12 protein-coding genes are annotated in these 14228 nt (G+C 46.8%); 8 read left to right on the top strand and 4 right to left on the bottom strand.

Annotated elements, in window-relative coordinates:
- The first annotated feature begins 73 nt into the window (after window positions 1-73).
- Entirely contained in the window at window positions 74-1465 is a 1392-nt protein-coding gene (locus B5Z18_RS10470; RefSeq protein ID WP_143313543.1) for an MFS transporter, read from the top strand.
- On the opposite strand, the gene B5Z18_RS10465 is transcribed toward B5Z18_RS10470, so the two are convergent.
- From B5Z18_RS10465 to guaA, 4 genes are all read right to left on the bottom strand, one after another.
- Window positions 1430-3034, bottom strand: coding sequence for an ATP-dependent DNA ligase (locus B5Z18_RS10465; protein WP_079469297.1), 1605 nt, complete (start codon window positions 3032-3034; stop codon window positions 1430-1432). The genes B5Z18_RS10470 and B5Z18_RS10465 overlap by 36 nt on opposite strands.
- Window positions 3035-3037: 3 nt before the next feature.
- The gene (locus tag B5Z18_RS10460; protein ID WP_079469296.1) at window positions 3038-4045 is read right to left on the bottom strand and encodes a ligase-associated DNA damage response exonuclease; all 1008 of its coding nucleotides are present in this window, start codon (window positions 4043-4045) and stop codon (window positions 3038-3040) included.
- 73 nt (window positions 4046-4118) lie between these two features.
- A complete protein-coding gene (locus tag B5Z18_RS10455; protein WP_079469295.1) occupies window positions 4119-5429 on the bottom strand; it encodes an ABC transporter substrate-binding protein in 1311 nt (436 codons plus the stop codon).
- A 130-nt stretch (window positions 5430-5559) separates the two neighbouring features.
- On the bottom strand, window positions 5560-7098 hold the full coding sequence (gene guaA / locus B5Z18_RS10450) for a glutamine-hydrolyzing GMP synthase (RefSeq protein ID WP_079469294.1): 1539 nt from the start codon (window positions 7096-7098) through the stop codon (window positions 5560-5562).
- A gap of 92 nt (window positions 7099-7190) precedes the next feature.
- Here guaA and B5Z18_RS10445 point away from each other — a divergent pair, with 92 nt between their 5' ends.
- The 7 genes from B5Z18_RS10445 (at window position 7191) to B5Z18_RS10415 (ending at window position 14136) form a co-directional block, all read left to right on the top strand.
- On the top strand, window positions 7191-7928 hold the full coding sequence (locus B5Z18_RS10445; protein ID WP_079469293.1) for a head GIN domain-containing protein: 738 nt from the start codon (window positions 7191-7193) through the stop codon (window positions 7926-7928).
- A 326-nt stretch (window positions 7929-8254) separates the two neighbouring features.
- Complete coding sequence (locus tag B5Z18_RS10440) at window positions 8255-9175, top strand: hypothetical protein (protein WP_079469292.1); 921 nt, start codon at window positions 8255-8257, stop codon at window positions 9173-9175.
- A 215-nt stretch (window positions 9176-9390) separates the two neighbouring features.
- Complete coding sequence (locus B5Z18_RS10435) at window positions 9391-10527, top strand: dialkylresorcinol biosynthesis protein DarB (protein WP_079469291.1); 1137 nt, start codon at window positions 9391-9393, stop codon at window positions 10525-10527.
- Window positions 10528-10551: 24 nt separating this feature from the next.
- Window positions 10552-10950, top strand: a complete 399-nt coding sequence (locus tag B5Z18_RS10430) for a flexirubin biosynthesis protein DarG (RefSeq protein WP_079469290.1) — start codon at window positions 10552-10554, stop codon at window positions 10948-10950.
- A gap of 89 nt (window positions 10951-11039) precedes the next feature.
- Window positions 11040-12044, top strand: coding sequence for a BtrH-related acyltransferase DarH (locus B5Z18_RS10425; protein WP_079469289.1), 1005 nt, complete (start codon window positions 11040-11042; stop codon window positions 12042-12044).
- Window positions 12045-12063: 19 nt separating this feature from the next.
- Window positions 12064-12810, top strand: coding sequence for an ABC transporter ATP-binding protein (locus B5Z18_RS10420; RefSeq protein WP_168771237.1), 747 nt, complete (start codon window positions 12064-12066; stop codon window positions 12808-12810).
- A gap of 33 nt (window positions 12811-12843) precedes the next feature.
- Complete coding sequence (locus tag B5Z18_RS10415) at window positions 12844-14136, top strand: ABC transporter permease (RefSeq protein ID WP_079469288.1); 1293 nt, start codon at window positions 12844-12846, stop codon at window positions 14134-14136.
- Window positions 14137-14228 lie beyond the last annotated feature (92 nt).

The following is a 14228-nucleotide window of genomic DNA, read 5'->3' as shown; positions in this document are numbered from 1 at the left end:
GTTAGATAATAGTCTTTTGTTCCAAATTTTTAAGAATTAAATTCCTTTTGAGATGTTTTAATAGGTTTGTGCCGTGAAAAAGGAACGAATCATATTAACAGTAGCCTGCATGGCTATCTTCTTTGAAGCACTGGATGTATCTGTGCTCAACATGGCGATTCCGCAGATGGAATCATTTTTTCATTTTGGTGCAGCCGCTATTCAATGGGTACAAACCGTGTATGTTTTATTTTACGCCGGACTGGTATTGCTCGGCGGCCGGCTGGCAGATACCATAGGAAGAAAGAAAGTATTTGTAACAGGCGCATGCTGTTTTGTGTTAGCGTCACTGGCTGCCGGGTTTTCCATGAACTTCACCTGGTTGCTGGTATGCAGGGCCCTGCAAGGCGCTGGTGTGGCGCTGGCTATTCCCGCTGCAATGGCTATTATCACCAATACATTTAAAGAACCGGTAGCAAGAAACCGCGCCTTCGGAATTTTCGGCGCTACTGCGGGAATCGGGTTTGCCACAGGTCTTGCCATAGGCGGGTTAATCAGCAATTATCTCGGCTGGCAATGGGTATTTTTTATTAATGTACCGGTAATAGGACTGGCAGTGATCCTGGCAATCGTATACATTCCGGCAGATGAAAAAGCCGTGGTGAAACCTGCGCATAACCTGCTCAGCGCATTATTGATTACCGGCCTCATGATGCTGGCCGCATGGCTGATCCACGACCTCGGTAATATCGCCCACCACTATACGAAATATGGCCTGTGGTTATTGTTGTTCCTTGCAGCCGGTATATTTTTTATACGCCGTGAACGCGTACATCCGTCACCGTTAGTAGATTTCGAACTGTTCCGGTTACATGGGGTGATCACCGGGAACATAGGAGCAGTAATGCTTGGCAGTATCTTTCTGAGTTATATTTTTATGCTCACCATATACCTGCAGCAGGATCTGCATTTCACGTCTTCACAGGCGGGCCTGTTATTATTTCCCTTTAGTATTTTATCAGGTGTTGTTTCAAAATTTATATTGCCACACTTGTTTGGTAAACTGGGTGTGGTAAAAACAGGCATGCTGGGAAATGCTTTTATGGGATGTGGTATACTTTTTTTTATCGCCAGCTACTTTACGGATTATACATTGTTGTTTATTTTTTGCGCAGTAGCTTGTATCAATTCATTTGGTATGGCTATTACTTTTCCGTGCGTAACTATCCTGGCGGTGCAGTCGGTGCCGGAGCCACAACAGGGGCTTGCTTCGGGTATCAACGGTACGGCCAATGCGTTAGGTAGCGGGCTGGGACTGTCTTTGACAGGATTGATCATGCAGCTGGCGGCAACGAAAGGCTGGAGCAGTTATGGCGCGGGACTAACCATGCTGGCAATTATTGCGCTGGCAGCTATTATACAGCTGCTGGTGTTTTACCGCCGTAGTCAATCAACCATTGGTGTTGTGACCGTTCACCCGCAATAGTTCTTTCAGGTCTTCTAACGTATTGATTTCAGCTACCGGTTTATCTTTCCTCCACCGGTTAATGCGGGGGAAACGTAGTGCTACGCCGGATTTGTGGCGGTTAGATTCAGCAATGCCTTCGAAGGCGATTTCAAATACCAACTCCGGCTGCACGGTTCTTACGGGGCCAAATTTTTCAATAGAGTGGCGTTTGATCCAGTTATCCACTTCCGCAATTTCTTTATCCGTCAGGCCGGAATAGGCTTTGGTAAAGGCTACCAGCTGTTCGCCATCTTTTACTGCGAAGGTGTAATCGGTATATAAATTTGAACGACGGCCATGACCTTTCTGCGCGTATATCATTACGGCATCTATAGTCAGCGGGTCTATCTTCCACTTCCACCAGTCGCCGCGCTTACGGCCAACCTGGTAGGGAGCTATCTTTTTTTTGAGCATAAGCCCTTCGCTGCCTTTATCGCGTGATTGGAGCCGCAGTTGCGTTAGTTGATCCCAGCTGTCAAAAATAATTTCCGGCGACAGCTGCAATACGGGCGCTTGTGTATTTTGCACGAGTATTCCCAACAGGGCGCGGCGCTCTGCCAGTGTTTTTTCGCGGATATCTGTTCCTTCCCATTCCAGTAGATCGTAGCTCAGGAATATAACCGGGGCTTCCTGGAGTTGTTTGCGGGTCACATTTTTGCGGCCTATCCTGGTTTGCAGCGTTTGAAAGGGTAGTGGCAAACCATTGGCAAAGGTGAGTATTTCTCCGTCCAGTACGGTACCATCCGGTAAGGCTGCGGTTAATGGTGTGAACTCCGGAAATTTTTCAGTGATCAGTTCCTCTCCCCGCGACCATACAAATAGTTGTCCTTCCCGCTTGATGATCTGTCCGCGGATACCATCCCACTTCCATTCCGCCTGCCAGTCTTTTTCCGTGCCCAGTGTTTCCGGTAATCCTTCCAATGCATAAGCGAGGTAAAAAGGATAGGGCCGGGAAGCATCTGCGCCGGTTGTATGCTGATGCAGGAGTTCTTCGATCGTTACATTATGCGGATCCCAGTTGCCGCTGATCATATGTGAAAGGGTGGCGGGTTCAATGTGGTATGTTTTGGCGAGGGCGTTCACCATCATTTTCTGTGACACGCCTATACGAAATCCGCCGGTGATCAGCTTGTTGAATACAAACCTCTCGCCGTTATCGAGTGCATCCCATGCCTGCAAAATAAAAGCCTGTTTTGTTTCTTCGGTTGCTTTCTCCAGCTGTTGCAGCTGTTCCAGCCAGTAATGCAGGGGAGCCGCTATGGGAGTGGTGCGTGGCGGCAGCAATAGTGCAATGGTTTCTGCGAGGTCGCCTACGGTGTGATAACATTCTTCAAAAAGCCAGTCGGATAGCCCGGTGGCCTGCATGCACCAGGTTTTCAGCTGTGTGCTGTTGACTGTCCGTTTGGGCCGGCGTCCAGAAAACAGCGCCAGTACCCATGTTTTATCTTTATCCGGCGCTGTGGCAAAGTATTGGCTCAGCGCCCCCAGCTTCTCGTTGGTTTTGGTGCTGTTGCTTAATAATTGTACCAGTTCAGCAAATTGTTGCACGGCTTAGGATTCTGGGTTATTAATAATTTCTTCGTCGCCATAGGAAGTAGTTACTTCTTTGGCGGCAATACCTTTTTCTGTGAGGTAACGGGCAAATACGCTGCTGAAGCCATGTGTGGCGTATACCTGTTCTGCACCGGTAGCTGTTACGGCTTCGAGCAAACCGGCCCAATCTGCATGATCCGACAATACAAATCCTGCATCTGCATTCCTGCGGCGCATATTACCACGCACCTGCATCCAGCCACTGCAAATGCCCAGTGAGTAAGGCTGGAACCTGCGCATCCAAACATTATCTTCCGCCGAAGGCGGGGCAATAATTACCGCATTCTTAAAAGCAGTTTTCGGTGTGTCGGGTGTTATTCTTTCCACCGGAGGTAAAGGCCAGCCTTCCTGTAACAGTACTTCATGCGGAATGGCGATGGCGCCATGCGCCAGGAAATGATCCACTTTATCTTTCAGATGATATAACAGCCGTTGTGCTTTCCCCAGGCTGTAAGCCAGTAGTACGCTGGCTTTGCCGGCCTGCTGGTTTTCGTATATCCATTGGGTGATGCCATCGAAAATCTGTTGCTGCTTCGGCCACCGGTAAATAGGCAAACCAAAAGTAGATTCGGTAATAAAAGTATGGCAACGGACAGGCTCGAAGGGAGCCGACAATCCATCATTTTCCAGTTTATAATCGCCGCTGGCTACCCATACTTCTCCATCCTGTTCCACTCTTATCTGTGCAGAGCCAATGATGTGTCCCGCGGGATGCAGGGATACTTTTACACCGTTAAAAAAAATAGTTTCGCCGTAGGCAATGCCCTGCACCTGGATGTCGTTGCCAAGCCTTAACCGTAGCAAGGGAACACTGGCATTTTCACATAAGTAGTATTGATTTCCCCACCGGGCGTGATCGGAGTGTGCATGCGTGATCACTGCCCGCTTTACGGGTTTCCAGGGATCAATGTAGAAATCGCCTGCAGGACAGTAGATGCCGTTGTCGGTAAATTGCAGCACATTCATATAGGGAATGTACGTAAAAAAAATCGTGCCACGACAACCGTCGCGGCACGAAGCAAGTAGCGTTGCAGGGCAACTATTTATTCATTTTAATATCCATGCTATCACCCTTCTGGATGATGTAGATATTTTTATTTTCAAAGTAGGAAGGTGTTTCTTCTCCTTCTTTCAGGTATACCGGAAGAAAGTTATAATTGGTGATCACTTTGGGTGATGTACTCACCATGTTGTTGAAATAAACGCCGTTGGTATACAGCAGTTTTACAAAGTAGTAGGTCAGGTCAAAGCCTTTGAAAGCCATGTCAGACGGGCGTGCTTTGTATACCCTGCGGAAATAATCGGAGACATAACGGCTGTAGTAATCTGTTTTGTCGTTATAGTAGGGAGATGAATAATATACCTGTAAGCCTTTAAACTCGGGTTCTTTCAGCTTGATCACATCCCAGGTGGGCATACCAAAGATCTGCAATGGATAGGTAGCTGCAGAAATGCTCAGCTTGCGCAGCAGGCTTTTGGCGCCGGCTTCATCCAGGGCAGTTACAATAACGGCGTTGGTACGGTCGGCCAGCAGGTATTTGGAAATTTCTTCCGGCGTGGTGGCGTCATTCCAAACTACTTCCCGGATCCTCGATTTTTTGGTACTCTCCATTTTATCGTAGGATGCCTTGAAATCTGCTGCCAGTCTTGTTTCAAAGGCAGTATTCCTGCGGAACAGCACAATATTTTTAGTAGTGAATGCGTCCTGGATATAATTCTGGAGCGCGTCGCAGTGCGTTTTCAGGGTGCTGTTGGAGATGTATAAAAACGGGTTGTTGTTGATACCGCCGTCATTGGGGAAAGTACCGGAAACAAAATTGATTTCTTTGTTCCTGGCAAAATCGCTCAGTTCTTTCAGCTCCGGGTTGCTCACCGCACCCAGGATGAGGTCAGTTTCATCGAGCGCTTTATTGCGGATCAGGGAAGATACGCTTTGCCTGGATTTGCTGTCGTATACGGTTACTTTCAGGTTATATCCCTGTTGCTGCAGCGTATCCAGCGCCAGTTGTGCGCCTTCATAAAATTCGAGACCGGGCAATACATACCGTGGCATGGTACGGCCGGGAATTTCACTGCTGTTGGCAAAAACGGAATCGAGGTATAATGGTGCGAAGAAAGCAATGTTATAGGAAGCTTTTTTAACTTCTTTCCCGAATGCGGGCACATTAAAAGGCGCCTTTGCAGCTTCTTTCTTATTATCCTCCGGTTTTTTAGCCGGTGAAGGTTTACTCAGAGATGGTGGTGGCCCGTCTACCTTACTGGTACTTTTCCTGGTAGATGAGCAGGAGCTGATCAAAACCAATAAAGCCAATCCGGATAACAGGTGCTTAATTGAAACTAAGTGGTTCATAATTGGCGCTAATTTACAAAAATCATTCCGGGGAATGTGAAATAAAGCATTACGGAGTTATGGATAGAAGAAATTATCTGTCTATCCATAACTCCGTAACTATAGCTCAGTATTTTATTGCTTCCTTTTTTTATTCCCACTCAATAGTAGCGGGCGGCTTGGAGCTGATATCGTATACTACGCGGTTGATGCCTTTTACCTTGTTAATGATGTCGTTAGACATTTTAGCAAGGAATTCATAAGGCAGGTGCGCCCAATCGGCGGTCATACCGTCTACAGAAGTTACTGCACGTAAAGCTACTGTGAATTCGTAGGTACGTTCATCGCCCATTACGCCAACGCTTTGAACCGGCAGCAGGATGGTGCCCGCCTGCCATACTTTGTCGTATAAGCCGGCTTCTTTCAGTCCTTCTACATATACGCTGTCTGCTTCCTGCAGCATGTGAACCTTTTCAGGGGTAATAGCGCCGAGGATACGGATTGCCAAACCAGGACCCGGGAAAGGATGACGGCCCAGGAATATTTCACTGATGCCGATTTCACGGCCCACGCGGCGTACCTCATCTTTAAAGAGGAAGCGCAGCGGCTCTACCAGCTGCATATTCATCTTTTCCGGTAACCCGCCTACATTGTGGTGCGACTTGATAGTAACCGAAGGACCGTTTACAGAAACGGATTCAATTACATCTGGGTAAATGGTACCCTGACCCAGGAAAGAGATATCAGTGAGATGTGTGGCTTCCTGCTGGAAAACATCGATGAACAGGCCGCCGATGATCTTGCGTTTTTGTTCCGGATCGGAAACGCCTGCCAGTTTTCCGTAAAAAAGATCTTTTGCATTGATCCCTTTTACGTTCAGGCCCATGTGTTTATAAGATTCCAGTACGGTTTCAAATTCGTCTTTTCTCAGCAAACCGTTATCCACAAAGATGCAGAAGAGGTTTTTGCCGATGGCTTTATGGATCAGCTCTGCTGCAACGGTAGAATCCACACCGCCGCTGAGGGCCATTACAACTCTTTTATCGCCTACCTGTGCTTTGATCCTTTCCACGGTTTCATGTACAAAAGCGGCTGGTGTCCAGTCCTGGCTGCAATTACAGATATGTAGCAGGAAGTTGCGGAGGATCAGTTTACCTTCCAGGGAGTGGGTTACTTCCGGGTGGAACTGTAAACCAAACATCGGGTTGGCGGCCAGTGTGGTATTTTTGAAAGCCGCTACCGGGATATTTTCTGTAGTGGCAATAATTTCGAATGCTTCAGGAATACGTTTAATGCTATCTGCATGGCTCATCCATACCTGGCTTTTTGCAGAGATATCATATAATAACTTTTCCTCTTTGTCGTTGTGCTCCATAAAGGCGCGTCCATATTCACGGAGGTTGCTTTTAGCCACTTCGCCGCCAAAAACTTTGGCCATCATTTGGGCGCCGTAGCAGATACCGAGTACGGGTACCTTTGCAGCAATCGCGGCAATATCAATGATAGGCGCATTCTCGTCATTCACCGAAAAAGGACTGCCTGATAATATAACACCTTTAATAGTTTCGTCCCAGGCAATGGGCTGAAGGCAAGGTTTAATTTCGCAATAAACATTCAGTTCACGGATGCTGCGCGCAATCAGCTGTGTATACTGGGAACCGAAATCGAGGATAAGTATCTTTTCTGTCATGGTGGTGCAAAGATAAAGTCCTTCTACGAATTTCGGATTTGGAAATTCGAATTTCGGAAATCTGGCGTATCTTTCTGTTATAATTTAAACCCATGATATCAACAAAATCGCTCCTATGTCAGGCCATAGTGGCCTCTTCTGCTTCTGTACTCCTTTATTCCTGTGATGTAATCGGACAAAATCGCGTAAAAGGCAACGGCCATGTTATTAAGGAAGAACGGCAGGTAGTCCCTTTTCACAGGATTAAGGTAGAAGGAAGTATGAATGTATACCTCACACAGGGCGCTGCCAAAGCGGCTGTTATTGAGGCGGAAGATAATATAGCCCCACTGGTGGAGCTGGTAGAAGAAGACGGCCGCCTCATTGTAAGACTGAAGCGTGGCGTTTCCATCAGCACCCATAAAGATCTGAACGTATTCCTCACCACCCCGGAGGTAGATGAAGCCAGTCTGGCCGGCTCCGGCGACCTGAAACTGGATGGTAAATTTACTTCCCGGTCTGATGTGAAATTCAACCTGTCGGGTTCCGGTAACCTCAAAGGCGAAATCAATGCACCGGCAGTAAAGGCTTCCATTGCCGGTTCCGGCGATATGTCGCTCAAAGGTGAAACAAAGGATGTAAACTTATCTATTGCCGGCAGCGGTAATTTTGAAGCAGATGAGCTGCTGTCTGAAAATGTAAGTGTAAATATTGCCGGCAGCGGCGATGCAGATGTGTATGCCAGTGTAAAGCTGGATGCAAAAATTGCAGGCTCAGGGAACGTAAATTATAAGGGTACCCCTCAGATATCCTCTTCTGTAGCGGGTTCTGGCAGTATTAACAAGAGATAAGCTTCAACATTTACAAATCTTTAACATTTTGAATATCATATTTGGCGGTGTTAAAGAGTTTATAGAGATGTTTTGAAGAAAACAATATCAAGTCCTTGAGTCCAGGTACAGCATTCGCTATAATTAACCCGCTGATGCTGTACCTGGCTGGGGCACAAGACATTACCCCTTTAACAAATACCCCATCCCGTCAACATTTCACGTCAAATTATCATTAAATCACATGAATCATTGCCGTTTTTTTGTATGTTTACGGCTTGAATTGTAGATTTTACTATTTAAACTGTTTGATTTACGTTTTGAATTGTTGAACTCCTATTCCTTTTATGAACGAAAGACCGAAGATCCTGGTGGTATATTATACACAGACAGGGCAATTGAAAAGGATTATTGATCATGTGCTGGCTCCGCTGGAAGGCAAAGCCGATATTACTTTTGAGCAACTGGTGCCTGTAACGCCTTTTCCTTTCCCATGGGGGAAGCAGCAATTTTATGATACTATGCCGGAAACCGTTCAATCCACCCCCCGTGGTATTGAGCCGTTGAAAGTGGACGTGAATGCACATTTCGACCTGGTTATACTGGCTTATCAGCCCTGGTTCCTTTCTCCTTCACAGCCAACTGCCGCTTTCCTGCAAAGTGAAGCTGCCAAACAGCTGCTGAAAGGTAAAAAGGTAGTTACCCTGCTGGGTAGCCGTAATATGTGGCTGAATGCGCAGGAGAAGGTGAAAAATTATCTGCAGCAGGCCGGCAGTACCCTCGTGGGCAACATTGTACTGGTAGATAAATCGCCCAATCTCATTTCCGTGATCACCATTCTTCGCTGGGCGTTTAAAGGGAAAAAGGAAGCCACGCGCTTTTTACCGCAGGCAGGGGTACAGGAAAACGAGATCATTACCTCCAGCCGGTTTGCCGCCCCAATCGCAGAGGCATTGCAAAAAAATCAATGGGACACGTTACATTCGCAATTGCTGTCATTGGATGCAGTGGAACTGCTTCCCAACCTGGTAGTACTGGAAAACAAGGGGATCAGGGCTTTCCGTTTCTGGGCAAAGTTCATCAGTGCCAAAGGTGGCCCGGGCGCTCCTTCCCGTCAGGGACGCGTATCCATGTACCGGGGATTACTGCTGGCAGGTATTTTTGTTTTAACACCGATATCCCTGATTACTTCTCTTATACAGTTAAATCTGAAAAAGGCTAAGCTGCGCCGCGAAGTAGATTATTATAAGGGTATTTCCCTGAGATAGTAAGTATCAGGTCCACCTTAAAGGCGTATCAAAAGCGTACTTAAAGCGACCTTTACGCAGTGGCGTGATACTTGTAATTCCAATTAGAATTCTATATTTACGTCTGTATACAACGTATATTAAATTAAAATATGTTTTTCACTGTGAGCTGGCTGGCAAGGCAGGGCAGCTTTGACCAGGTTTTACATGTAGCCTTAAAAGACGAATAAATTCAAATGAAGGAAGTTTATATTACCAGGCTGTCTAAATTTTTACCTAACAAGCCTGTAGAAAATGAGGAAATGGAGAGTATTCTCGGCATGGTAGATGGAAAGGCTTCCCGTGCGCGTTTGAAGATACTTGGTAACAACAAAATCAAAACCCGTTACTACTCTTTGGACAAGGAAGGGAAATCCACCCATTCCAATGCAGAGATGACCGCAACAGCAGTATCTCAATTATTTGATGAGCAGTTTCCCATCAGCAAATTACAGTTACTGGCCTGCGGTACTACTTCTCCTGATCAGTTGTTGCCCAATCATGCTGCTATGGTGCATGGTATCCTGAAATGCCAGCCGGTAGAGCTGATTGCAGCCACAGGAGCCTGTGCGGCAGGAATGCAGGCATTTAAATATGCCTGGATGTCTATCCGTTGCGGTAATACTTCCAACGCCGTAAGCACCGGTTCTGAAAAATTCTCCGCCTGGATGCTGGCACAGAAATTCCAGCCGGAAGCAGAAAATCTGAAAAGCCTCGACGAAAATCCTATCATCGCCTTTGAAAAGGACTTTCTCCGCTGGATGCTATCAGATGGCGCCAGTGCAGCCCTTTTCCAGGATAAACCCAATGAAGAAGGTTTATCCCTGCGGGTCGACTGGGTAGAAATACTTTCCTATGCCAATGAGCTGGAAACATGCATGTATGCCGGCGCAATCAAACAACCGGATGGCAGCACCACCGGATGGATTGATATGACCCCTGAAGAATGGGCACAGCACAGCGTATTCTCCTTTAAACAAGATACCCGTTTACTCGGTAAAAATATTGTTCCTTCCGGAGCACAAATGTGGAAAGAGCTGGTAGAGCGCCACAATATTAATCTCGATGAAATAGATTTCTTCCTGCCTCACCTGTCGTCTGAATTTTTCAGGTTAAAGATAGATGAGGAAATTACCCGGTTAGGTGTTCCTATTCCTTTGGAAAAATGGTTCACCAATCTGGCCAACGTAGGTAACGTAGGTACCGCATCACCATACCTGATGCTGGAAGAACTGATGAACAGCGGCCGCTTTAAGAAAGGACAGAAAGTAGTAATGATGGTTCCGGAAAGCGCACGTTTTTCATATGCTTATGCACATATTACCGTAGTATAAGCAATCACTTCTAAAACTGCCATCATGAAAAAAGAGGAAGTACCGCAGGATAGTGATAACCTGCATGGAGGTACATTCAAGCAGATTATGTATGCGGTGGATAATTCCGGCAATTATGTACAGGTGCAAAGTGCAGGCTGGGAGCCGGAAAACATTGCAATGGACCAGGCCTGGGAAGAAGTAAATGAAAGAGTAAAAGCGGCACGCGCCCGGGTAGAAGCAGGCGAAATAAGTCCTGTTGCCTATTACATGGAAAAGAACCTGATGGATCTGCCGCTATTGGCCAGTTACGTCGGTAAATTCCAGTGGCAGGTAAAAAGACACATGAAACCCGGCGTATTCAAAAAGCTCAGTCCTAAACTGCTGCAGCGTTATGCAGATGCCTTCAAAGTGAGTTTAACAGATCTGCTGCAGATCAAATAAAGCATACAGATATAACGGATTTGTGGGTAGATGATATCCGGTGATCTTCCCGCAAATCCGTTATTCATGATGCTGCTACAAAAAATATTATGACTAATTCTTTTTTCCAACACCACCAGACCGCCCATTGTGAAAGTGGAGTGATATCAAACCTGCTGGGACATTACGGCTTACAGATCAGTGAACCAATGGCGTTTGGTATCGGTGCCGGCATCTTTTTCGGCCATCTGCCTTTTTTAAAGGTGAACGGCGTGCCCGGTACTACTTACCGGATATGGCCCGGCGCTATTTTCCAACGGGTGTGCAAGCGGCTGGGTGTACGGATGGAATCCGAAAAATTTTCTACCCCCGAAAAAGGAATGCAGGCGCTGGACAAAGTAATTGAAGCCGGTATTCCCGTTGGATTACAATCCGGCGTGTATTACCTGCCCTACTTTCCCGCTTCCTACCGGTTTCACTTTAACGCACATAACCTGGTTGTTTATGGCAAACAGGATGGACAATACCTGGTAAGCGATCCGGTAATGGATACCGTTACCACCATTGACCCGGAAAGCCTGGCGCAGGCCCGCTTTGCCAAAGGATTTCCGGCCCCTAAAGGAAAAATGTATTACCCGGTACACGTACCACCTTCTGCCTCGTTTGAAAAACCGATTAAAGCCGGTATTGAACAGGCATGCCACTTTATGCTGAAAGTTCCTATCCCCTTGTTCGGCGTAAAGGGGATCCGCTTTCTTTCCAAAAAAGTAGCCAACTACGCCGAAAATCCCGGCGACCGGAAAGCTACACTGTATCTCGGAAATATTATCCGTATGCAGGAAGAGATCGGCACCGGCGGTGCAGGTTTCCGTTTCCTGTATGCCGCTTTTTTACAGGAAGCAGCGGAGTTACTGAAGAAAGATGAACTGAGCAGGCTTGCAGGTGAGCTAACTAAAACCGGTGACTTATGGCGTAATTTTGCATTTGCCGCCGGCCGTGTATGCAAAAGCAGATCGGCGGATAATGTTTCCTATAAAGAGCTGAGCCAGATGTTACTGGAGTGTGCGGCATCGGAAGATGCATTCTTCCGCAAGCTGGCACAGGTGAAGTGGTAATTAAATATCCAATTGAATTATGTCCGGCATATCTGTAAAAGATCTATATAAAACCTACAAGGGTAGTGCAGAACCCACACTGAAAGGACTTACATTTCAGTTTGGGAAAGGAAAGATTGCCGGCTTGCTGGGCCCCAACGGCGCAGGCAAAACCACCACGATTTCAATATTATGCGGTATTGTGCGGGGCGACAGCGGAGAAGTAATCATACACGATTTAAAGCAGCAGGCCGCCCACAGGGAGGAGATCAAACATATTATAGGGATCGTACCACAGCAGATAGCCTTGTATCCACAACTGTCTGCCGTAGAAAATCTCACCTATTTTGGTAACCTCTACGGTTTTAAAGGAAAGCCGCTGCAACAGAAAATTATGCACTACCTCGAACTGTTTGGCCTGGAGAAAAGTGCGCACAAAGAAATCCATAAATATTCCGGCGGTATGAAGCGGCGGGCCAACATTATTGCAGCCATCCTGCACAACCCCAAACTGCTGGTGCTGGATGAACCTACTGCTGGTGTGGATGTGCAGTCGCGCAGTATGATATTACAGTTCCTGCGCGATTACAACAGCCAGGGAGCCAGTATCCTGTATACTTCCCATCTGCTGGAAGAGGCACAGTCGTTATGTGAAGAAGTAGTAATCATGGATGCTGGAAAAATGATTGTACAGGGTAATCCGCAAACCCTCATCCATCAGCATCCGGATTGTAATAACCTGGAAGACGTATTCCTGCATTTTACCGGAAATGCACTCCGGGATTAATTTTTTAAAGCTAAAAGCTAAGGGCCAAAAGCGATGTTAAGACTACTGGCAACAATCAGGAAAGAGTGGCAATTGCTGTTACGTGATAAAACAGGGATCATCCTCCTGTTCATAATGCCTGTGGTATTGATTACTGTAATGGCACTGATCCAGGATGCCCCCTTTAAGGATTACCAGGATATCCGGTTTGATATTTTAACAGTAGATAATGATCATGGCCGTTTGGGCAGGTCCGTAAAAGAAGGGCTGGCTTCCGGCGGACAATTCAATATTATCGATTCTCTTGATGGGCAGCCGGTAACGGCAGAACGGGCCAAACAACTGGTGAACGAAGGCAAATACAAGATCAGTATTATCATACCCGCAGGCGCTACAGCCGCCATTGTGAGCAATGCTAACCGCATTGTAAATGATATCACTCACCGCATGGGAATGTCTGTATCCCTGCCGGTAAAGAAAGTACCTGATTCATTAAACGTAACGATCTATTTTGACCCCGCGGCGAAGAAAGCATTTAAAGGCGCTATTCACCAGTCGGTAGATAACTTCCTCACGCAGCTGGAAACAGATATGCTGATAAGCCGTATTAAACAGCAGCTACAGAGGAAAGACAGCACCGTTACTGCCACAGATACGCTGGCTATTCGCTTGCAGGCAGTAGGATTGAAGGAACAAAGCACCGGTACGGCCAAACAACTGGATGTAATTTCCAATTCTGTTCAACACAACGTGCCTGCCTGGAGCATCTTTGCGATGTTTTTTATTGTGATACCCATTGCCGGCAACATGATCCGGGAAAGGGAAGATGGCAGCCTGCTGCGGATGAAGCTGATACCCGGATCTTACCTGGCTATCCTGGCCGGTAAGATGCTGTTTTTCGTAGGGGTTTGTGTATTACAGTTTTACCTGATGATGCTGGTAGGCATTTATGTGCTGCCACTACTGGATCTGCCGCAGCTGGTAATGGGACAGCATCCGGGAGCCACTTTGCTGGTAGCCGGTGGAATAGGGCTGGCAGCAACGGCTTATGGTATCCTGATTGGCACGGTATTTAAAACGCCTAACCAGGCACTGAATTTCGGAGCTATCTCTATTGTGATATTGTCGGCCATTGGCGGTATATGGATCCCGCTGGAGGTAATGCCTGCCAGAATGCAGCTGCTGGGGCATTTGTCGCCTTTAAGCTGGGGACTTGATGCTATTAATGATATTTACCTGCGCAATGGAGATGTTGGATTTGTGTGGAAGAATGTGTTGAGATTAATACTCACCGGACTGGCTATGCTGGCCATAGCCGGATGGGTGGAAAAAAGAAGAATGAACTGATAAATGTTTTCAAAACAATAGTAAAACTGTATTTTTACTCCCCGCAAGGGCATTCGCCTGTTGTGAACAACAGGTGATAAACCTACATCATT

Source organism: Chitinophaga ginsengisegetis (genome assembly GCF_900168065.1).
GTDB classification, from domain to species: domain Bacteria; phylum Bacteroidota; class Bacteroidia; order Chitinophagales; family Chitinophagaceae; genus Chitinophaga; species Chitinophaga ginsengisegetis.
The sequence above is the reverse complement of the archived record's forward strand: the minus strand, read 5'-3'. Positions and strand labels throughout refer to the sequence as shown.

Coding starts and splice junctions, on each gene's coding strand:
- B5Z18_RS10460 (WP_079469296.1), bottom strand. CDS start 4,045: ATGAATGTGCTGCAATTTACCGACAACGGCATCTACTGTCCTGCAGGC.
- B5Z18_RS10455 (WP_079469295.1), bottom strand. CDS start 5,429: ATGAACCACTTAGTTTCAATTAAGCACCTGTTATCCGGATTGGCTTTA.
- guaA (WP_079469294.1), bottom strand. CDS start 7,098: ATGACAGAAAAGATACTTATCCTCGATTTCGGTTCCCAGTATACACAG.
- B5Z18_RS10445 (WP_079469293.1), top strand. CDS start 7,191: ATGATATCAACAAAATCGCTCCTATGTCAGGCCATAGTGGCCTCTTCT.
- B5Z18_RS10440 (WP_079469292.1), top strand. CDS start 8,255: ATGAACGAAAGACCGAAGATCCTGGTGGTATATTATACACAGACAGGG.
- B5Z18_RS10435 (WP_079469291.1), top strand. CDS start 9,391: ATGAAGGAAGTTTATATTACCAGGCTGTCTAAATTTTTACCTAACAAG.
- B5Z18_RS10430 (WP_079469290.1), top strand. CDS start 10,552: ATGAAAAAAGAGGAAGTACCGCAGGATAGTGATAACCTGCATGGAGGT.
- B5Z18_RS10425 (WP_079469289.1), top strand. CDS start 11,040: ATGACTAATTCTTTTTTCCAACACCACCAGACCGCCCATTGTGAAAGT.
- B5Z18_RS10420 (WP_168771237.1), top strand. CDS start 12,064: ATGTCCGGCATATCTGTAAAAGATCTATATAAAACCTACAAGGGTAGT.
- B5Z18_RS10415 (WP_079469288.1), top strand. CDS start 12,844: ATGTTAAGACTACTGGCAACAATCAGGAAAGAGTGGCAATTGCTGTTA.